Genomic DNA, 18655 nt, shown 5'->3' with positions numbered 1-18655 from the left:
GTCATTCTTTTGTCTCAGCGCTTGGCGCTCAAGTATAATACCATATGCCGGGCCAGATGTCAACACTTTTTTGCAAGTTTTTTCAGGTTTTTTCTTCTTTCTCCAAAATTCATCTTCCTGTAGGCCCCAACCCCTCCGCTGCGGCCATGGCCGCAGCGTCTCCCCTTGCCAAGGGGAGACGAAGGTGTTATATATTATATATACATTATAAGCAAGCAGGGAGGCACCAACCATGATACTTACCGTCAATCTCGGCAACACCCACATCACCATTGGCGGCTACGAGCACGACGATCTGAAATTCTGCGGACGGCTCCACACCGACCCCGCGGCCACCGTCGATGAATACGGCCTGCGGCTGCTGAATCTGCTTTCGCTCCACGGCGCTTCGCCAGAACAAATTGAGGGCGGCATTCTGGGCAGCGTGGTGCCTGCGCTGACGGGGCGGGTGCTAGCCGCTTTGCAGATGCTCTGCCCGGTGCGCATCCTGACCGTCGGGCCGGGACTCAAGAGCGGCATCCGCCTCCGGCTGGACAATCCCGCCCAGCTGGGTGCCGAACTGCTCTGCGGCGCGGTGGCCGCACTGGCTGAGGGTTCTGGGCCTCTGGTGGTCATTTCTGCTGACACAGCTATCTCCCTGATGGCTGTCAACGGGAAACAGGAACTTGTAGGCGGTGTCATCCTGCCGGGGCCGCAGCTTTCGCTGGCTGCATTGGTGCAGAACACCGCCCAGCTGCCTCAAATCGACCTCTCCGCGCCTGCGCCCGCCTCCGTACTGGGCAAGAACACCGCCGCCTGCTTGCAGAACGGCTTTATCCTCGGCACTGCCGGGATGCTGGACGGGCTGGCTGACCATTTCTGCGCCGAGCTTGGCCCTGAGACGAAGTTCTACGCCACCGGCAATCTGCCCACGGCCATCCGGGACGCCTGCCGCACGCCCATCCTCTACCGTGAGACGCTCATCACGGACGGCCTGTACTGCATCTGGCTGCGGAATCGCCGCTGAAGTTTTATTTGCATTTTGCAAGAGGCTGTGCTATACTATATTGTACTGATTCATCAGTACAAATCGTGCGATCGTAGCTCAGCTGGATAGAGCGTTCGGCTCCGACCCGGAAGGCCAGAGGTTCGAATCCTCCCGGTCGCACCAAACAATGGAAATCCGAACCTTTTCTCAATGGGAGAAGGGTTCGGATTTTTTGTTTTCTACTGAATTATCTCATCTACAATGACCCGCTGGCGTATGCAGACCTGATTCTGAACGGTGACCCGGAGGGATACTTGAAAAACGTAACCGGGAGCCATGGGTTAGAAGATTAAGAAAAATGCCGTTCCCAAAGCAACTGGAACGGCATTTCTTATTTTTCGATATTCGGCATCTTCTGTCCCCGAAGCTCCTGCCGGATGGCACGGAACTGCTCCGGCACATCCGCATCGGTCATTGCACCGGGGACATCTACCGTCCCAGCGGCTTTGGCGGCTTCATAGAACCAGCATTTATACTCCACGGTCTCCAGCGTGTGCTGTAACTGCTGGATCTGCTGGGTGAGCACCTCCCGCTGATGCCGGAACATTTCCAGCCGGGTGTCAATGGTGTCGTCTCCCTGCATGGAAAGCTCGATATACTGCCGGATATCCTTGATGGACATTCCGGCTTTTTTCATGCAGCGGATGACCTGCAGCCACTCGAAGTCGTTTTCCCGAAACATCCGAATGCCGCCGGAGGAACGCTCCACAAAGGGAAGTAACCCTTCTTTGTCGTAGTAGCGCAGGGTGGAGGCAGGTACGCCCAGCTTTTGTGCCATTTCACCTACGGTATAGATCATCTGAAACCTCCGTTTTTTCAAAAAGCCCTTGACTTAAAGTACGCTTTAAGTTGTATGATAAAATCAAACTTTATCAACATCATAATGCGGATGCACCCCGCTGTCAAGGAGGTTCCTATGAGCAAGAAGGTATTGATTTTGTCTGGCAGTCCCCGGAAGGGCGGCAACTCTGACATTCTATGCGACGAATTTCTGCGTGGAGCACAGGATGCCGGGCATAAAGCAGAAAAGATCCGGGTCGCTGAGAAAAAGGTGGCTCCCTGTTCCGGCTGCTACTACTGCAGCACCCACGGCGGAGCCTGCGTCCACAAGGATGATATGGCAGACATCCTGCAAAAGATGATCGATGCCGATGTCATTGTGCTGGCAAGCCCGGTATACTTCTACTCCATCAGCGCCCAGTTGAAGGCAGTGATCGACCGTACCGTGGCACGGTGGCTTGAGGTCAAAGACAAGGAATTCTACTACATCACCACTATGGCAGACGAGGAAAAATCCTCTGCGGACACTACGCTGGCCTGCTTCCGGGGCTATGCAGACTGCGTGGAAGGAGCCGTGGAAAAGGGAGTCCTTGTAGCAGGCGGTGTCTATGAGCCGGGTGCGGTGCAAAACACCTCTGCAATGGCACAGGCTTACGAGATGGGGAGGAACGTATAATGGCAGTAAAACAGACAGCAGGGCGGGATGCTCTGGGCGAATTTGCACCAAAATTTGCAGAACTTAACGATGAGGTACTATTCGGGCAGGTGTGGAGCCGAGAGGATAAACTCTCCCTCCGGGACCGCAGCCTTGTGACGGTGGTAGCACTGATGGCGCAGGGACTGACGGACTCCTCGTTTCGGTATCACCTGACGGCAGCGAAAAACAACGGTATTACCCGGACTGAGATTGCAGAGATCCTGACCCATGCGGCGTTTTATGCAGGCTGGCCCAAGGCGTGGGCGGCTTTCCGCATGGCAAAGGAAGTCTGGGCAGAGGACGCTGCAGAGGATGCCAAGGCAAAGCACCAGAGCGAAATGGTGTTCCCCATCGGCGCACCCAACGACGGTTTTGCGCAGTATTTCAGCGGAAAAAGCTATCTGGCACCCCTGTCCACCGCACAGGTTGGCATTTACAACGTCACCTTTGAGCCGGGCTGCCGGAACAACTGGCACATCCACCATGCCGCAAAGGGCGGCGGACAGATCCTTGTCTGCGTGGCAGGCCGGGGCTACTATCAGGAATGGGGCAAAGCGCCGCAGGAGCTGCATCCGGGCGATGTGGTAAATATTCCCCCGGAGGTCAAGCACTGGCATGGTGCTGCACCCGATTGCTGGTTCTCTCATCTGGCAGTGGAAGTACCCGGCGAAGGCACCTCTAACGAGTGGTGCGAGCCGGTGCCGGAAGAAACCTATAAGGAGTTACGGTGATGCGTTTTGACGCACACCCAACCATGATGAAACAAAAACAGGGTGCGCCCTGCGGACGCACCCTGAAAAATCCACGAACAATAACGATATGTACAACAGAGCGTTCCCCATCGGGAACGCTCTGTTTCTCTTTGCTGGGGGTATGATAAGCCTGTTCCGCCTGCCACGCGGCAAATTCTCTTTGGACTTCCTCGCTGTTCCAGCCGGCAAGGATGGCCGGGTAGTTGGAGAAGTCTATCTCATTTTTGTTGGAGCTATTTTGCAGCAGCCCTTTTTCTATTGTCAGAGGGCTATCTTTTCATATTGCAAAAAGCAAAAACATCTTTATAATAGAGCTTGTGCCCCGGTGTGCGCGGGTACTGTTTTGGGATAAGAAAAGGAAAAAAGAAACTATGAGTTCATCCGCAAAGTCTCTGACCGAAGGGCCTCTGGCCAAACAGATCCTCCTGGTCAGCCTGCCGCTGGTCCTGTCCAATCTGCTGCAGGTGCTCTTTAATATGTCGGACGTGGCTGTGGTGGGCCGGTTCGCAGGCTCCACGGCCCTCGGCTCGGTAGGCTCCACCAGCATCTTCGTCACCCTGTTCACCGGTTTTCTCATCGGTCTGAGCAACGGCATCAACGTGCTGGTGGCCCGGTTCTACGGTGCGCGCCATGCCGACGATGTGGAGAAGACCGTCCACTCGGCTCTGCTGGTCAGCATCGCCGCCGGCGTACTGCTCCTGCTCATCGGCCTGCTGGGTTCTCCGGCCCTGCTCCACCTGCTCAACACCAAAGAAGACCTCTACCCCGGCGCCGTGCTCTACCTGCGGGTGTACTTCCTCGGTATGCCGGCGCTGGCTCTTTATAACTACGGCAACGCCATCTTCAGCGCCATTGGCGAGACGAAAAAGCCGCTGTACTACCTGTGCATCGCGGGCGCGCTGAACATCCTGCTCAACCTCTTCTTCGTCATCGTCTGCCATCTGGACGTGATGGGCGTCGCGCTGGCAAGTGCCATTTCCCAGTGCGTCTCGGCCTTCCTCGTTCTGCGGGCGCTGACCCGCGTGCAGGACTGCTACGCCCTGGACTTCCACAAGGTCGCCCTCGACCCTGCCACCACCCAGCGCATCCTCGCGCTGGGCCTGCCCGCCGGATTCCAGAACGCCGTCTTCGCCATTGCAAACCTCTTCATCCAGGCCGGTGTCAACTCCTTTGACTCCCTCATGGTCAAGGGCAACTCCGCCGCCGCCAACGCCGACAACATGATATACGACGCAATGGCCGCGTTCTATATGGCCTGCGCCAGCTTCATGAGTCAGAACTACGGCGCGGGCAAGCCTGACCGCGTGAAGAAGAGCTACTTCATCGCCCTCGCCTACTCCTTCGGCGTCGGCCTTGTGCTGGGCGGTTCGCTGTTCATCTTCGGGCGGCAGTTCCTCGCCCTCTTCACCACCGAGGGCGCCGTCATCGACGCCGGCATGAAGCGTGTGGGCGTCATGGGCTTTGCCTACTGCATCTCGGCCTTCATGGACTGCACCATCGCGGCCTCCCGCGGTCTGGGCAAGACAGTAGTGCCGACTGTCATCGTCGTCCTCGGCTCCTGCGTGTTCCGGGTCATCTGGGTCTACACCATCTTCGCCCATTTCCATACCATCCCCTCGCTCTACCTGCTCTACCCCTGCTCCTGGACGCTGACCGCCATCGCAGAGATCGTCTACTTCATCCACGCCTACAAGGACAGCATGAAGATATTCACTCAGCCCCAGCCCGCAGAAGTCTGATAAAACACAAAAATGCCATCGCCTCGCGGCGATGGCATTTCTTTCTTTCGTTACTGATAATCGTGGTTGAGGAACATGGCCTTGATCTGGACGATCTCATCGTACTCTTCCTGCTCCACCTGAACGTCGGCGTTGACCTCTTTGAGGCGGTTCTTCACAGCCTCGAGAGCTTCGGGCAGAGTGACGGCCCGGCCCTCCTGAAGAGCATCGGTCATCTGCTTGAGCACCACAGGGTGAGCGTAAATGTCCGGCACCGGGAAGTTCCCGCCGGGATAGGCTTTGATGTACTCGGCCATGGCCGCTTCGGCCCTGTCGGCACGCTTCATGATAGCATTATGGTTGTTGTGGGCCGTAGGCATCATGTTGTAGCTGGAGAAAAGGAAGATGGCCGCAAAGCCGAACAGCGCAAAGTAGATACCGTAGTTTCCGGTGTGGTTGATGATGCTCTGGATGCCATAGGCCGCAGACACCACGCCGAACAGACTGATGGTGAGGGCCACATATTTATACACCGGCTTGCTCTGCAGCTGGGCGCGCTTGCGGCGCTCGGCAGCGCTGAGCTCTTTGGCAAGCTCCGGTTTCCTGGCGAGGTAGTCCGATGCGCGCTTGAGCTGGCCCACGCTCTGCTCTGCCTCTTTCGAGAGCTGGGGCAGCCTCCGGGCGGCTTTCTCGGCCTTCTGGCGGGCAATTTCCGCCTCGCCTGCGGCGCTCAGACGCGGGATGTTGGGCTGTTCTTTCGCCAGAACTTCCAGCAGGGCATCCACATCCCGCTCGTCCTTGAAGTTGCACTGCTTCTGCTTGCCGCCGTCGTACTCCACCACGAGGTAAGCCATCGAGGCAAACATGCCCTTGCCGGAGAAGCCTCCCTGGCTCATAGCCACCCGCTTAAACACACGGCTGATGCTGCCATAGGGCAGATAATACCGGCGGTCGATGTAAAAGCTGTTGAGGTAGAGGGCCTTTTTGCCCACGCCGCAGGGGCCGATCTTTTTGCAGGCTTTCTTATCGGCTTCCAGCGTTGCTTTGTCCAGATGGGCGAGGCCCAGTTGTGCAGGATGAAACAGCATAGAGAATCCCCTTCTTCCATTTCTTTTTCTCATTCTGCCACTCTGAGCCGAAAAAAGCAAGAGGAAGTTTCAGATGACCTTCTGCTCGAGCCATTTTCCCCGGACAAAACGCACCGTAAAGCAGATGGAGCGGAACGCCCAGTCGAGATACATCCCCATCCAGATGCTGAGCAGTCCGCCGCCCATCTTCAGGACCCACAGGTAGCAGAAGCCCACGCGGAACACCCACATAGACACGATGCTGACGGTCATGGTGAAGCTGGCGTCGCCGGCTGCGCGGAGGATGTTGGGCAGGGTGAAGCTGGAGGGCCAGAAGAAGAGGGAGACGATGTTGAACCACATCATGACTTCCAGCGCCATGGCCGAAGCCTCCGGCGAGAGGCTGAACCAGGACAGCGCCCAGCGGTCGGCGAAGAAGAAGGCCGACAGGTTCATGACCCAGGCACCGCAGTAGGCCACCAGCAGCAGACGGCGGGCATACCAGACAGCCTGCTCTTTCTCGCCTGCACCGAGGCACTGGCCCACCACCGTGAGCACCGCCATGCCGACGGCGCTGGCCGGGATGTTCAGGAAGGTGCTGGTGGTGTTGGCCACGGCATTGGCCGCGATGGCGGCGGTGCCGAGGGTGCTGGTGAGGCTGGCCACCGACAGTTTGCCGATTTGGAACATCCCGTTCTCGATGCCCGCCGGGATGCCCACCCGCAGGATGCGCTGGATGAGCTTTCCGTCCGGCTTCAGAGCCGACAGGCCGGTGACGCGGAGCATACAATCCGGCTTCTGGAGCAGGAAGAGGACGGCACAGCAGGCCACCGCGCGGGAGACGAGGCTGGCCAGCGCCGCACCCATGACGCCCATCTTGAAGCCAAAGATGAGGATGGCATTGCCGCCGATGTTGACGACATTCATCACAAGGCTGGACATCATGCTGATCTTACTGTTGCCCTGCGCCCGGAAGAGGGCCGCGCCTGCGTTATACAGGCCGATGAAAGGGTAGCTCAAGGCCGACAGCAGGAAATATGTCTCGGCGTACTTCATCACATCGGCGTCGATGGAGCCGAAGATGCCCCGCAGGATGGCGTGGCGTCCCACCACGACCACCGCTGCCACAAGAATGCTGAAGCTGGACATGATGAACATGATCTGTGCGGCAGCAGCCCGGGCGCTCTTCTCCTCCCGATGACCGATGTACTGGCTGGCGACCACCGCGCCGCCGGTGGCCAGCGCCGTCATGATCTGTATCATCAGGGTGTTGAAGGTGTCCACAAGGCTCACGCCCGACACCGCCGCCTCGCCCACCGACGACACCATGAGGGTATCGGCCAGGCCGATGGTCACGCTCAGGGCCTGCTCCGCAATGAGCGGCAGCAGCAGGGCCGTCAGCTGCTGGCGGGTAAACAAAGGCTTCGTTTCAAATTTTGTGCTCGTCATTCGCTCCTCCGCGCCGCCCCCGAAGGGGCTTTTTCAAAGTATACAGACTTATCCCTATGATACAGCGCCTTTCCCCAAAAGGCAAGAAGATGTATACAAGAATCTCTCAAAATTTTAAGAATCCTGCTCCTCTGCGCCACTTTACCCCCATTCCATCTTGTGTTACAATGAAAGTTACCAGAGGGCTGCTCTTTTCCGCGCCGTGCAGGGACGCGGACAAAACGGCGCTCCGGTATCATGATAAGAAGGACAACCCAAGACCCACAAGGGGGAAGGAATCTATGCCAAAGACAGCCCATAAAGTCGTGGTCATCGGACATCGCAACCCGGACACCGACTCTATCTGCTCTGCCATTGCATACGCAGAGCTGAAAAATAAGACAAGCTCCCTCGTCTGCGAGGCCCGCCGGGCCGGACGGATGAACCAGGAGACGGAATTCGTGCTCAAGCGGTTCGGCGTCGCACCGCCCCGGATGTGTACCGACGTCAACCCGAAGATCCGTGATGTGGACTACCGCGAGATGCCCGGCATCCCCGGCTCCACCAGTCTGCGCAAGGCATGGGAGATCATGCGCGACCAGCAGATCGACACCCTGCCCATCACGAGCGCCGACAACGAGCTGGAAGGCATCATCACCGTGAAGGACATTGCGACTGCCAACATGGACGTGTTCGACACCGGTGTGCTTGCCACCAGCCGCACCACCTATAAAAATATCCTCGAGACCCTCGGCGGCACCATGGTCGTCGGCAACGAGAACGCCGTCTGCACCACCGGTCATATCAAAATCGGCACTGCCACCCCCGAGATGCTGGAAAACAACGTCGAAAAGGGCGACATCGTCATCCTGACCAACCGCTATGAGAGCCAGCTGTGCGCCATCGAGAAGGAAGCATCCCTCCTCATCATCTGCAACGGCGCCAAGGTGGGCCGCACCATCCAGCGCATCGCCGAAGAGACCGGCGTCGCCATCATGACCGCCCCCTGCGACACCTACGCCGCCGGCAAGCTCATGAGCCAGTGCGCCCCCATCTCCTACTATATGACCCGCGACGACATCATGAAATTCACCCTCGTCACCCCGGTGGCAGACGTCACCCGCGTGATGGCCAAGGTGCGCCACCGCTACTTTCCCATCCTCGACGAGGACGGCAAGTACTGCGGCATGGTCAGCCGCCGCAACATCATCGCCCTGCGCAAGCGCCGCATCATCCTGGTGGATCACAACGAGGCCACCCAGGCCGTGGAGGGCTTCGACCAGGCTGAGATCCTGGAGATCATCGACCACCACCGCATCGGCAGCCTTGAGACCAGCGGCCCGGTCTATTTCCGCAACCAGCCCGTAGGCTGCACCGCCACCATCATCACCCAGATGTACGATGAGAACGGCGTCGAGATACGGCCTCAGATCGCCGGTCTGCTGCTGGCGGCCATCCTCTCGGATACGCTGGTCTTTCGCAGCCCCACCTGCACTCCCGTCGATGTCTCCACCGCCAACCGCCTCGCCAAAATCGCGGGCGTCGAGATCGACGCCTTTGCCTCCGAGATGTTCGAGGCCGGCGAGAAGCTGGACGGCAAGACCCCGGAGGAAGTCTTCCTGCAGGATTTCAAGGTGTTCATGTGCGGCGACGTCCGCTTCGGCGTGGCGCAGGGCAGCTACATGACCCGCAAGAACCTGAAAGCGGCCCAGAAGCTGCTCACCCCCTATCTGCCCGAAGCCTGCGGCAAGCAGAACGTGGAGGACCTCTATATGCTGTTGACCGATGTGCCGAAGGAAGAGAGCGTCGTCATCTGCACCGGCCGTCATGCCGACGAGATGCTGCGCAGCGGCTTCGAGAAGGAGCCGGAAGAGGACGGCAGCTGGACGCTGCCCGGCGTCGTCAGCCGCAAAAAGCAGTTCATCCCCGCCCTGATGAGCGCATATCAGGAGCTGTAAGCCGCTTATGTTTGATTTTCTGAATGAAAAGGACCGCCAGCCCCCCGCCCTGCCCGAGGGCACCGTCCGGCGGCGGTACTCCATCGAAGGGCAGGTGCAGGGCGTGGGCTTCCGCTACCGCGCCCGGTACGCCGCCCAGAGCCTTGGCCTCACCGGCTGGGTGGAGAACGAGGACGACGGCTCGGTCACGCTGGAGGTGCAGGGCGACCCGGCCCTCTTCCTCAAGCTGTTCGCCCTCATCCAGCGCAGCGACTATATCCAGATTACTTCCATCCGCCAGCGCGACCTCGCCCCCGACCCATGGGAGCGGGATTTCCGGGTGCGCGGCTGCTGGTAAACGCCTCTTATAAACACGAAGCCCCCCGGAGTCCTGCATTCCGGGGGGCTGTTGTGCATCTATCAGGAGTAGTTCCGCCTTGTATTTCGAACGAGTACATTATCGGGGAGTTCTTCTGTATTTAAGGCTATCACAAATTCGTGGAAAATGTGTGTAATTTCAGGAAAAGATTGGAGAAATCCTTTCACACTTTCTTCTTTTTTCAGCAATTTGGTTGACAGAATGCCAAAGTCGTGCTATCATCGAATCAATCATTGTCAGGCTTTTGTGCGGCATTGCCGCCGGGCCTGGGAATAAGGGAGCGCCGCACGGGCCGGCAAAGGGGTTTTATACCGCTTTGCCGGCCTGTGTTTTTATTTCCCGGCGGGGTGCAAATCCCTGTCAACTGTGGTACAATAGAAGTCGATATTTACCGAACGAAAGGGGCATACGGATGCAGTTGTTTGAACTGGTCAGCCCGCGGCTGTTCCGGCCGCTGGCGGGGCCGAACCGGGCATTTTATGCAGAGCTGCTGCTCTTGCTGTGGGAGGAGTGCCGCCACACGGCAGATTACAGCATCCTGCGGGCCGAGGCCGTATCCCGGGCCGAGGATTACTTCGCCGCGCTGGCAAAGCCTCTGGCACTGGACGCCGACGACGCGGGCGATGAGGCCGAGCAGCCCACCCGCGACCCCCACACGCTGGCGCTGGGCTTTCTGCTGCGGCTGCGGCGCACCGGCTGGCTGGCCGAACAGCCCGGCAGCTACGAAGAAGAGCCTGCGCTGGCCTTTGTGCCGGAGGTGACGCCGCTTCTCGAGGCGCTGGAAGAGATCCTGAACCCCCGGGTCGTCACCTACACCGGCAAGCTCTACAAGGCGTGGCAGCTTTTGCAGAACGTGGGCGAAGAGAAGAGCCCCTACGAGAACGTCCTGCGGGAGGTAGCCGGCGACCTTGAGGCGCTGAACAAGTCCCTCCGCGCCCTCAACGCCTCCATCGGCCACTACATCGACCGTCTCACCCGCAACCGCACCCCGCAGGAAGTCTTGGAGCTTTTCGACCAGTACGAAGAAAAGGTGGTGGCGGCCGCCTACCACCGCTTCAAGACCAGCGACAACCTGTTCAACTACCGCGCCTTCCTCGAAGAGGGACTGGACGACTGCGAGACGAACTATCTGCCCCAGCTGGCGCTGGATTACGCCCGGGTGGAGCGCTGCGCCCCGAGCGAGGCCGCTCCCGCCGTCCGCGCCCTCATCCAGAAACAGCGGGACGCCCTCGAAGAGATGAGCACCCTCATCCGGGAGATCGACGCCAGCCACGTCCGCTACCGCAAGCGGGCCGTTCAGCGGGCGCAGTTCCTGCTGCTGAGCGACCGCTCGGCCCAGGGCAGCGTCACCGCCCTGCTGCGGCGGTATGCCGAGGACATCAAAACGCCCGACCAGCTCTTTGAGCCGGACGACGGCCCGCTGGCCGCGCGGCTCAAGCTCTGGCCGGTGCAGGTCTTCGGCGAAAAGCCGCTCTATCCTCCGGCCGCACCCCGCACCGACGCGCCGCTGGCCCCGGTGCAGGCCGAACAGCTGGACGAGGAGCAGCTTCGCCGGGAGCAGAAGCTCTTGCTGGACTACGCCCGGATGGCCGTCACCGAGGAGAACGTGGACATCCTCGCCCGGCAGGCGCTGGCCGCACGGCCTTCTGTCTCGGCGTCCACCCTCGCCGACGAATACCCGAACGACTTCGCACGCATCATCGGACTGCACACCTACTCCCAGTCGCCGCGCCGCTGTTATGACATCCAGCTCACCGGCAAGTGGGCCACGCGGGGCGGCTTCCGGTTTGAAGAATTTACTCTGACACCCCGCAAGGAGGACGCCGAAGATGACCGAAACGAATAAAATGCTGGAAGAGTGCGCAAATTATCTGCTCAACCACTGCTTTGTGCTGGGCGGCGTGGAGGACCAGCGCGCCAAATATCTTTATGTTCAGGACCACCTCAACGAAGTGCGGGCCGTGTTTGCGCCGCTGGGCTACTCGGTGGTGCTCTACCCCGCCCCGCTGCAGGCGGCGGCCCTCGTCAACGAGCATGAGGGCAGTCAGGCTCGGCTTCTGAAGTACGAGAGCATCCTGCTCTTAGTCCTGCGCCTGCTCTACCTCCAAAAGCGGGAGAGCCTCTCGGCCAGCGCCGACCAGGTTCTGGTGACGGTGGAAGAGGTACAGGCCGAATTGCAAAAGATGAACCTGCCCCGCCGCCTCGACCAGCCCACGCTGGAAAAGCTGCTGCGCACCCTGCGCCGGTACAATCTGGCCCGGCCGGTGGGGCGGCTTTCCGGGCTGGATAGCCGCATCGAAGTATTCCCCACTGTATTGCTTGCTCTGCCGGATTCCGACCTCGCGGACGCTGCCACCGAGGTGACCCGCACCCGCAGTGAGCTTTCGCTTTATGAGCGGCCGGAGGACGGCACCGCTGCCGTGGAGGTGGAAGAATGATAGAACTGAAACGCCTGAAGCTCATCAACTGGCACAACTTTGAGAACGTCACCTTCGACTGCGCCCGGCTGACCTACATGATCGGCGTCAACGCCGTGGGCAAGACCACCATCCTCGACGCCATCCGCTACTGCCTGACCACCAACCGCAACTTCAACGCTCTCGGCAACAAAAAGAGCGGCCGCACCCTGCAAGGCTCTGTCCACGCCAAGCAGCGCGGCGAGAACGCCTACCGCCGCCCGGGCCGCACCGTGGCCTACATCGGCGCGGAGTTCTGGGACAGCGTCAAGCGCACCCACTTCGTCATCGCCGTCCGGGTCGAGTCGGAAGGCCCCATGCAGGAGCTCCATCCCGGCGATCAGACCTGGTATATCTCCGAGGACGGCTGCACCCTCGAGCAGCTGCCCTTTATCGACCCCCGCACCGGCGCGCCCAGCTCGAAAGAGAACTTCAAGCCCGCTGTGGGCCGTCTCTCCTACACCCGCAGCCCCGGCGAAGCCCGCGACCGCATCTGCCGGGCGCTTGGCATCGGCCGCGCCGCAAGCCCGCTGGGCAAGAAGTTCAACGAAGTCTTCCAGATGGGTACCAGTATGGACGAGATCCCCAACTTCCGGGAGTTTTTGTATCAGTACATCCTGCCTCAGCCCGAGCTTGATCTGGAAGCTTTGCAGGGCGACCGGGTGGAGCTGGAAAATCTCCACGCCGTGCTGGCCGAGGCCCAGACCCGCGCCGCCGCGCTGGAACAAATCGTGGACTATGGCCGCGAAGCTGCCCAGAAGGAAACGGAAGCCCTCGTCAACCGGGGCACTGCCCTGCTGGCCCGTGCTGAGGAAGCCGCCGCCGGGACGAACACCTGGCAGGAGCATCTTGCCGCCGGAAAGCGCCAGCACGAAGAGCTGACAGCCCGCTACGCCGCCGCAAAAGACGCCGAAGCCGAGGCCCGCCGGGCCTACCTCTCGGCCCACAGTGCCGCCGCCAGCGGCGAGGGCCGGGCGCTGGACGCCCTGAGTGAAGAGCTGGCCCGCAAAAAGACCGCACTGGACAAGGCCAGCCGGGACGCTTCCAGAAGCGAAGCCGCCGCAGGCAAAGTACAGAGCCTCTTGCAGAGCTTGCAGCGCAGCGGCTTTACCGTCGAGAGATCTCTCTGGCCTGCCTCACTGACGGCGGAGACTCTGCCCCAGCTCCAAAGCGCCCTCGCCGGGCTGGAAAAGCCGCTGGAAGAGCAGTATTTCGCCGCACGGCAGAGCGCCGACGCCCTCACCGCCGAAGTACAGGAAAAGCAGGCGGAGCTGGCCTCCGTCTCGGGAGGCCGGTGGGTCTACCCCCACGGCGACGCCGCCACCAGAGTGCGGGACGCCGTGAACGCTGAGCTCAAGAGCCGCGGCATGACGCCGGACGCAAAGATCTTCTGCGAACTGCTGAGCGTCGAGGACGAGAGCTGGCAGGACTGCGTGGAAGCCTGCCTCGGCGACCGCCGGTTCGACATCCTCGTGCCGCCTACCCACTACGCCGCCGCCAAGAGCGCCTTTGTGGCCCTGCGGGACAAGGTCGGCCCCATCAGCCTGCTGGACACCCCCAGCATCCGCACGGCCAACCGCAAGGCCGACGCCGCCCCTGCCGACAGCCTCGCCGCGCAGGTCCGAAGCGAGAACCCGCTGGCCGCACAGTATGCCGACACCATCCTGCGGCGCATCGTCTGCTGTGACACCCCCGACACACTGGAAAACTATCCCGACAGCGCTACCCGCGACCTGCTGCGCCACCACCCCTTCCGCCTCGAGCGTCTCCGCACACCCCAGCGGTATATCGGCCTTGACGCCCGCCGCGCCCGGGCCGAAGCGCTGACGAAAGCTCTGGATGAGCAGACTGCCCGCAGCAAGGAAGCGGCGCAGTCTGCCGCCGCCCTCAAAGCCACACGGGACAGCTATCAGGATGTGCTGCACAGCAGCGTCATGGATGAGCTGGCCGCGCTGTGGGACGCCCGCGCCGCGCTGGAAGCGGCCCGCGCCGACTGCACCGCACAGGAGCAGAAGCTGGCCGAGTGCCGCGAGAACCCGATGCTGCAGCAGCTTTACAAAGAGGACGAGGCCCGCGAGGCCGCGTGGGACGCCGCCCGCGCCGCTGTGGAGACAGCCGGCGGCGACATCCGTGTCTGCGAAAAGCAGCTGGCCTCCTGCGAGGCTGAGCAGACCAAGGCAGAAGAGACCGCCAGGCAGGCAAAGGACGCCGCTGACCGGTTCTTCGGGCAGTACCCGCTTTTGGAGCCGCTGGCACGGGAACGCTTCGCGGCCCTGAGCAAGGACAAAGGCCCGCGCTATGCGGCCCAGTCCGCCGAAAAGGCACAGGCCCGGCTGGACGACGCACTGGCCGTCTACCTCACCGGCACCCTCGAGCCTGCCCAGAAAGAGTACAACACCCGCTACGTCTGCGATTATCCGCTGGGCCTTACGGGCATCGAGCAGTACCGCGCCCAGCACGAAAGCCTCGTGCGCATCGATCTGGAGCGGTACGCCGCCCGCCTCGAGCAGGCACAACGCGACTGCAAGGACCGCTTCCGCAAGGACATCCTCTTCCGGATGAAGGACGACATCTTCAACGCACGGCGGCAGTTCCGGGAGCTGAACAAGGTGATGGAACAGCTGACCTACGGCGAAGAGGTCTACCGCTTCGAGCTTGGTCCCAGCCGCGACCCCCAGCTGGCCGCATTCTATCAGGTCATCGTGGACAAGGGAAACCAGCAGATGACCGACGGCGACTCGCTGGACAACCTCGCCGCCACCGCCGACCCCGTCTATGAGCGTCAGGTGGACGAGCTGATGGAAAAGATCATGGCCGATGTGGACGAGAACACCCGCGCCCGGCAGGAGGGCCGCCGCCCTGAGAATGTCACCCTTTCGGATTATGTAGACTACCGCACCTACCTCGACTACGACATCAAAGTGACCAACACCGTCTCCGGCCAGCAGGCCTCCCTTTCCCGCGTCAGCCGCGATTCTTCCGGCGGCGAGAATCAGGCCCCCTTCTATGTAGCCATCTGCGCGTCGCTGCTCCAGATCTACCAGAAGAGCGAGAACAGCATCCGTCTGGTGCTGCTGGACGAAGCGTTCAGCAAGATGACCAGCGACCGCATCCGCCCCATGATGGAGCTGTTCCGCCGGATGCAGCTGCAGGTCCTGCTCATCTCCACCGTCGAGAAGAGCACCGCCATCCAGCCCTACTGTGACATCACCTATTCCATCGTGCGCCACGGCGACGTGAACGCCATCGCGCCCTTTTACCGTCTAAATGCATCGGAGGAAATTGGATCTTGAACGAACATCTTGTAAAATTCTGGCTCTTTGCCACCCACTGGACCGAGCTGGACACCTTTGACACCGAAGAAGAGCTGAACGACGAGATCGAACTGCTCCACCGCCAGAACCTGCCCACCAAGGTGCGTCAGCGCACCAAAAAGGACGGCGGCGAGGAGCTGGTGCTCTACGTCAAGCAGGCAGACCGAGATTATGCCCGCTACTGCACCGGCTGGCGGCCCGGGATGTAACAAGGAGTATCCATGTCAAAGCAAAAAATACAGTTATCCGACCACTTTGATTACAGCCGCCTTTTGCGGTTCGTGCTGCCCTGCGTCGGCACCATGCTGTTCACCTCCATCTACGGCATCGTGGACGGCCTGTGCGTCTCGAACTTTGTGGGCAAAACGGCTTTTGCAGCGGTCAACCTTATCATGCCCGTGCCGATGCTGGTCGGCTCGGTGGGCTTCATGCTTGGCACCGGCGGCAGCGCCATCGTGGGCATCACGCTGGGCGAGGGCGACCGGGAAAAGGCCGACCGCTATTTCAGCCTCTTCGTCTGGACGGGCCTCCTCGCGGGCATCGTTCTCTCCGCTGTCGGCGTTCTCATCGTCCGCCCGGCGGCGGCGCTGCTGGGCGCAGAGGGCGAGATGCTGGATTATGCCGTCCGGTATGGCCGCCTCCTGATGCTGTCCCTGCCCTTCTTCATTTTGCAGAATATGTTCCAGAGCTTCTTCGTCACCGCCGAAAAGCCCCATCTGGGCTTCGCCTTCACGGTGGCGGCAGGCGTTACCAACATGGTATTGGACGTCGTGCTGGTGGGTATGCTTCACGGCGGCGTCGAGGGCGCGGCCATCGCCACTTTCATCAGTCAGGCCGTGGGCGGCGTGCTGCCGGTGTTCTACTTCCTTAATAAGCGCTCCACCAGCTCGATCCATCTGGGCCGCGCCCAGTGGAACGGCGGCGTCATCCGCAGCGCCTGCATCAACGGCTCTTCCGAGCTGATGACCAACCTTTCCATGTCGCTGGTCAACATTCTTTACAATTACCAGCTCCTCCGCTTTGCCGGTGAAAACGGTGTCGCGGCTTATGGCGTCATCATGTATGCGGCGTTCCTGTTTGTGGCCGTCTTCGTGGGCTATGCCGTCGGCAGCGCCCCCATCGTCAGCTACCACTACGGCGCACGCAACCACGCCGAGCTGAACAACCTTTACTCCAAGAGCCTTCGCCTCATCGGCGTCATCGCCGTCGTTATGACGGCCCTCTCCATGCTGGTCATCCCCTATGTGGCCCGCATCTTTGTGGGCTACGACGCCGAGCTGCTGGCACTGACCAGCCACGCCTTCCGCGTCTACGCCCTGAACTTCTTCCTCATGGGCTTCAATGTCTACGGCTCCTCCTTCTTCACTGCTCTGGGCGACGGCGTGACCAGTGCGCTCATCTCCTTCCTGCGCACTTTGCTGTTCCAGCTGCTGGCCCTCATCTTCCTGCCCATGGTTCTGGGCATCGAGGGCGTCTGGCTGGCCGTCACGGCAGCCGAAGCCGGTGCGCTCTGCGTCACGGTACTGATGTTCATCACCAAGGACAAAGTTTTCCACTATCGCAAAGTACCCTGTTGAAAAGAAAGGCCATCGGGATCTCCCGATGGCCTTTTTTCTGTTATTCGAACCGGTATTCCACCAACTCACAGTTTTTGATGCCGGCGGCGGAATACTCCTCGTTGGTCATGTCGTGGAAATAGGACTCCACTACACGGGCGATGCCGTTGTGGGCCACGAGAAGATAGGTCTTGTTCTCATCCTGCCGCAGCTCGTCCAACAGATTATAAATGCGCTGGGCCAGCTGCATCATGCTCTCGCCGCCATCGTAGCGGTCGGCAAAATGGGTCTTAGAGATGCGAAACTCTGCGCCGTCCCGGGGCGTGCCTTCGTATTTGCCAAAGCACTGCTCCCGCAGGCGGGGCTCACAGCGGGCGGGCAGGCCGGTGGCCTCGGCCACGGCCTTTGCGGTGTCGGCGGCGCGGCTCAGAGGCGAGTACAATATCTCGTCGATGTGGACGCCGCTTTCCTTGACCTTCTGGCCCAGCTCCCGGGCCTGCTGACGGCCTTTTTCGGTGAGGGGGCTGTCGGTCATGCCGCAGATCTTATTCTCTACGTTCCAGACCGTCTCGCCGTGGCGGGCAAAATAAATGCTGTGCATGGTGTCTCCTTATTTATTATAATTGGCCTCGATCTCCCGGATCTTCTCATAGAAGAAATCGTTGGCGGGAGTGGGCATCCCGTGCTTTTGAGCCAGACGGCGGACGACACCTGCAAACTGCTCCACCTCGGTGGGGCGCTTGGCGAGGACGTCCTGCCGCATACTGGGCATTCCGTCGGGATTGAAGGTGGGGGCCATGGATTCGAGGAAGGCTTTGTGGTTGTCGACAGGCAGATCGACGCCTTCCAGCACCGACAGATCAATGACTTCCTGCATGGCCTCGAGCATCTTATCATAGGCCGGGCCGGGCTTGGTCAGGCCGCCGTAGGGCAGGTCAAAAGCAGCGGCCGCCTGATTGAGGCCGTCGTTGACCATCAGCTTGCTCCACTGCTTGAAGAGGATGTCATTGCAGGGCTCGCTGGCGATGCCGCAGGCGGTGAGGTATTCGTCCACCGCTTTTACGCGGTCGGTCATCTCGCCGCTCTTCTCGCCGAACTGGATGCGGCCTTCGGCACCAAACGTCAGGCTGCGGCCCACGCGGGTGGCGTCCATCCCGATGGCGACGCTCCACAGACAGTGGCCGGGATAGACAGCCTCGATGTCATTCTCACTGGTAATGCCGTTGAGCACGCTGATGATGATGGTGTCGGGGCCGACGAACTTTTTGATGTCCTTGATAGCCTGCTCGAGCACCGTAGCCTTGACGGCCACGAGGACCAGGTCGACCGGCTGGCCCTGCTCCGGCGTGACATAATCGAAGCGGCACTCTTTGCCGTTGCAGACCACCGGCTGGGCCGAGTAGCGGGCAATACGCTCCGCATCCGCAATGACCTTCACGCCGGGCATCTTCCGGCCAAAGAGGATGCCCAGCGCACCCAGGCCGATGAGGGCAGAAGTCTCGATTTTTTTCATGATGTTCCTCTCTTTTTCCAGCTCTTTTCCA

General features: G+C 60.6%; 17 protein-coding genes, 1 tRNA gene and 1 pseudogene. 13 read left to right on the top strand and 6 right to left on the bottom strand.

Going from position 1 to position 18655, the window contains the following annotated elements; genetic code table 11:
* The coding region (locus J3349_RS08970) for a hypothetical protein (RefSeq protein WP_207677173.1) at positions 1-234 on the bottom strand (234 nt) is incomplete at its 3' end.
* Between J3349_RS08970 and J3349_RS08965 the strand changes: the two genes are divergently transcribed.
* From J3349_RS08965 to J3349_RS14065, 3 genes and pseudogenes are all read left to right on the top strand, one after another.
* Complete coding sequence (locus tag J3349_RS08965) at positions 233-1006, top strand: type III pantothenate kinase (protein WP_207677172.1); 774 nt, start codon at positions 233-235, stop codon at positions 1004-1006. The two genes, J3349_RS08970 and J3349_RS08965, sit on opposite strands and share 2 nt — an antisense overlap.
* Positions 1007-1073: 67 nt before the next feature.
* Positions 1074-1150, top strand: a tRNA-Arg gene (locus tag J3349_RS08960).
* A 59-nt stretch (positions 1151-1209) separates the two neighbouring features.
* A pseudogene (locus J3349_RS14065) lies at positions 1210-1320 on the top strand (DUF6061 family protein); the annotation flags it as partial.
* Between the two features lie 38 nt (positions 1321-1358).
* Here the strand turns inward: J3349_RS14065 and J3349_RS08955 are convergent.
* The gene (locus J3349_RS08955; protein ID WP_207677171.1) at positions 1359-1826 is read right to left on the bottom strand and encodes a MerR family transcriptional regulator; all 468 of its coding nucleotides are present in this window, start codon (positions 1824-1826) and stop codon (positions 1359-1361) included.
* Between the two features lie 117 nt (positions 1827-1943).
* Between J3349_RS08955 and J3349_RS08950 the strand changes: the two genes are divergently transcribed.
* The 3 genes from J3349_RS08950 to J3349_RS08940 all read left to right on the top strand — a co-directional run bounded on the left by J3349_RS08950 (position 1944) and on the right by J3349_RS08940 (position 4995).
* Positions 1944-2483, top strand: a complete 540-nt coding sequence (locus J3349_RS08950) for a flavodoxin family protein (RefSeq protein ID WP_207677170.1) — start codon at positions 1944-1946, stop codon at positions 2481-2483.
* Positions 2483-3235: a carboxymuconolactone decarboxylase family protein gene (locus J3349_RS08945; protein ID WP_207677169.1), complete on the top strand. Its 753-nt coding sequence runs from the start codon at positions 2483-2485 to the stop codon at positions 3233-3235. Before J3349_RS08950 ends, J3349_RS08945 begins: the two co-directional genes overlap by 1 nt.
* A gap of 392 nt (positions 3236-3627) precedes the next feature.
* Positions 3628-4995: an MATE family efflux transporter gene (locus tag J3349_RS08940; RefSeq protein ID WP_207677168.1), complete on the top strand. Its 1368-nt coding sequence runs from the start codon at positions 3628-3630 to the stop codon at positions 4993-4995.
* A gap of 50 nt (positions 4996-5045) precedes the next feature.
* Here the strand turns inward: J3349_RS08940 and J3349_RS08935 are convergent, their stop codons facing one another.
* Both J3349_RS08935 and J3349_RS08930 read right to left on the bottom strand, forming a co-directional pair.
* Entirely contained in the window at positions 5046-6062 is a 1017-nt protein-coding gene (locus tag J3349_RS08935) for an ATPase P (protein WP_158401062.1), read from the bottom strand.
* Positions 6063-6131: 69 nt separating this feature from the next.
* Entirely contained in the window at positions 6132-7490 is a 1359-nt protein-coding gene (locus J3349_RS08930) for an MATE family efflux transporter (RefSeq protein ID WP_207677167.1), read from the bottom strand.
* A 281-nt stretch (positions 7491-7771) separates the two neighbouring features.
* On the opposite strand from J3349_RS08930, the gene J3349_RS08925 reads away from it, so the two are divergent.
* The 7 genes from J3349_RS08925 (at position 7772) to J3349_RS08895 (ending at position 17132) form a co-directional block, all read left to right on the top strand.
* The gene (locus J3349_RS08925) at positions 7772-9427 is read left to right on the top strand and encodes a putative manganese-dependent inorganic diphosphatase (RefSeq protein WP_158395502.1); all 1656 of its coding nucleotides are present in this window, start codon (positions 7772-7774) and stop codon (positions 9425-9427) included.
* 7 nt (positions 9428-9434) lie between these two features.
* Positions 9435-9764 (top strand): acylphosphatase, encoded by a 330-nt coding sequence (locus J3349_RS08920; RefSeq protein ID WP_207677166.1) that lies wholly within the window; start codon positions 9435-9437, stop codon positions 9762-9764.
* A gap of 433 nt (positions 9765-10197) precedes the next feature.
* Positions 10198-11631, top strand: coding sequence for a Wadjet anti-phage system protein JetA family protein (locus J3349_RS08915; RefSeq protein ID WP_158395506.1), 1434 nt, complete (start codon positions 10198-10200; stop codon positions 11629-11631).
* Positions 11615-12223, top strand: coding sequence for a DUF4194 domain-containing protein (locus J3349_RS08910; RefSeq protein ID WP_207677165.1), 609 nt, complete (start codon positions 11615-11617; stop codon positions 12221-12223). Before J3349_RS08915 ends, J3349_RS08910 begins: the two co-directional genes overlap by 17 nt.
* Entirely contained in the window at positions 12220-15534 is a 3315-nt protein-coding gene (locus J3349_RS08905; RefSeq protein ID WP_207677164.1) for an SbcC/MukB-like Walker B domain-containing protein, read from the top strand. Before J3349_RS08910 ends, J3349_RS08905 begins: the two co-directional genes overlap by 4 nt.
* On the top strand, positions 15531-15764 hold the full coding sequence (locus J3349_RS08900; RefSeq protein ID WP_149794709.1) for a hypothetical protein: 234 nt from the start codon (positions 15531-15533) through the stop codon (positions 15762-15764). Before J3349_RS08905 ends, J3349_RS08900 begins: the two co-directional genes overlap by 4 nt.
* A 12-nt stretch (positions 15765-15776) precedes the next feature.
* Entirely contained in the window at positions 15777-17132 is a 1356-nt protein-coding gene (locus tag J3349_RS08895) for an MATE family efflux transporter (RefSeq protein ID WP_207677163.1), read from the top strand.
* 40 nt (positions 17133-17172) lie between these two features.
* Here J3349_RS08895 and J3349_RS08890 read toward each other — a convergent pair whose 3' ends face one another.
* On the bottom strand, positions 17173-17712 hold the full coding sequence (locus J3349_RS08890) for a histidine phosphatase family protein (protein WP_207677162.1): 540 nt from the start codon (positions 17710-17712) through the stop codon (positions 17173-17175).
* Between the two features lie 9 nt (positions 17713-17721).
* Entirely contained in the window at positions 17722-18624 is a 903-nt protein-coding gene (locus tag J3349_RS08885) for a 2-dehydropantoate 2-reductase (RefSeq protein ID WP_207677161.1), read from the bottom strand.
* Positions 18625-18655 lie beyond the last annotated feature (31 nt).

Origin of the sequence: Faecalibacterium sp. Marseille-P9590 (assembly GCF_017377665.1) — a bacterium.
Lineage (GTDB): Bacteria > Bacillota > Clostridia > Oscillospirales > Ruminococcaceae > Faecalibacterium.
Note: the sequence above shows the minus strand (reverse complement) of the source record. Positions and strands in the feature narration are given on the sequence as shown.

Excerpts from the sequence above, each read along its gene's own strand:
- J3349_RS08890 (WP_207677162.1), bottom strand. The coding sequence starts at position 17,712 with ATGCACAGCATTTATTTTGCCCGCCACGGCGAGACGGTCTGGAACGTA.
- J3349_RS08895 (WP_207677163.1), top strand. The coding sequence starts at position 15,777 with ATGTCAAAGCAAAAAATACAGTTATCCGACCACTTTGATTACAGCCGC.
- J3349_RS08910 (WP_207677165.1), top strand. The coding sequence starts at position 11,615 with ATGACCGAAACGAATAAAATGCTGGAAGAGTGCGCAAATTATCTGCTC.
- J3349_RS08940 (WP_207677168.1), top strand. The coding sequence starts at position 3,628 with ATGAGTTCATCCGCAAAGTCTCTGACCGAAGGGCCTCTGGCCAAACAG.
- J3349_RS08965 (WP_207677172.1), top strand. The coding sequence starts at position 233 with ATGATACTTACCGTCAATCTCGGCAACACCCACATCACCATTGGCGGC.
- J3349_RS08905 (WP_207677164.1), top strand. The coding sequence starts at position 12,220 with ATGATAGAACTGAAACGCCTGAAGCTCATCAACTGGCACAACTTTGAG.
- J3349_RS08935 (WP_158401062.1), bottom strand. The coding sequence starts at position 6,062 with ATGCTGTTTCATCCTGCACAACTGGGCCTCGCCCATCTGGACAAAGCA.
- J3349_RS08915 (WP_158395506.1), top strand. The coding sequence starts at position 10,198 with ATGCAGTTGTTTGAACTGGTCAGCCCGCGGCTGTTCCGGCCGCTGGCG.
- J3349_RS08920 (WP_207677166.1), top strand. The coding sequence starts at position 9,435 with ATGTTTGATTTTCTGAATGAAAAGGACCGCCAGCCCCCCGCCCTGCCC.
- J3349_RS08925 (WP_158395502.1), top strand. The coding sequence starts at position 7,772 with ATGCCAAAGACAGCCCATAAAGTCGTGGTCATCGGACATCGCAACCCG.
- J3349_RS08945 (WP_207677169.1), top strand. The coding sequence starts at position 2,483 with ATGGCAGTAAAACAGACAGCAGGGCGGGATGCTCTGGGCGAATTTGCA.
- J3349_RS08950 (WP_207677170.1), top strand. The coding sequence starts at position 1,944 with ATGAGCAAGAAGGTATTGATTTTGTCTGGCAGTCCCCGGAAGGGCGGC.
- J3349_RS08885 (WP_207677161.1), bottom strand. The coding sequence starts at position 18,624 with ATGAAAAAAATCGAGACTTCTGCCCTCATCGGCCTGGGTGCGCTGGGC.
- J3349_RS08955 (WP_207677171.1), bottom strand. The coding sequence starts at position 1,826 with ATGATCTATACCGTAGGTGAAATGGCACAAAAGCTGGGCGTACCTGCC.
- J3349_RS08930 (WP_207677167.1), bottom strand. The coding sequence starts at position 7,490 with ATGACGAGCACAAAATTTGAAACGAAGCCTTTGTTTACCCGCCAGCAG.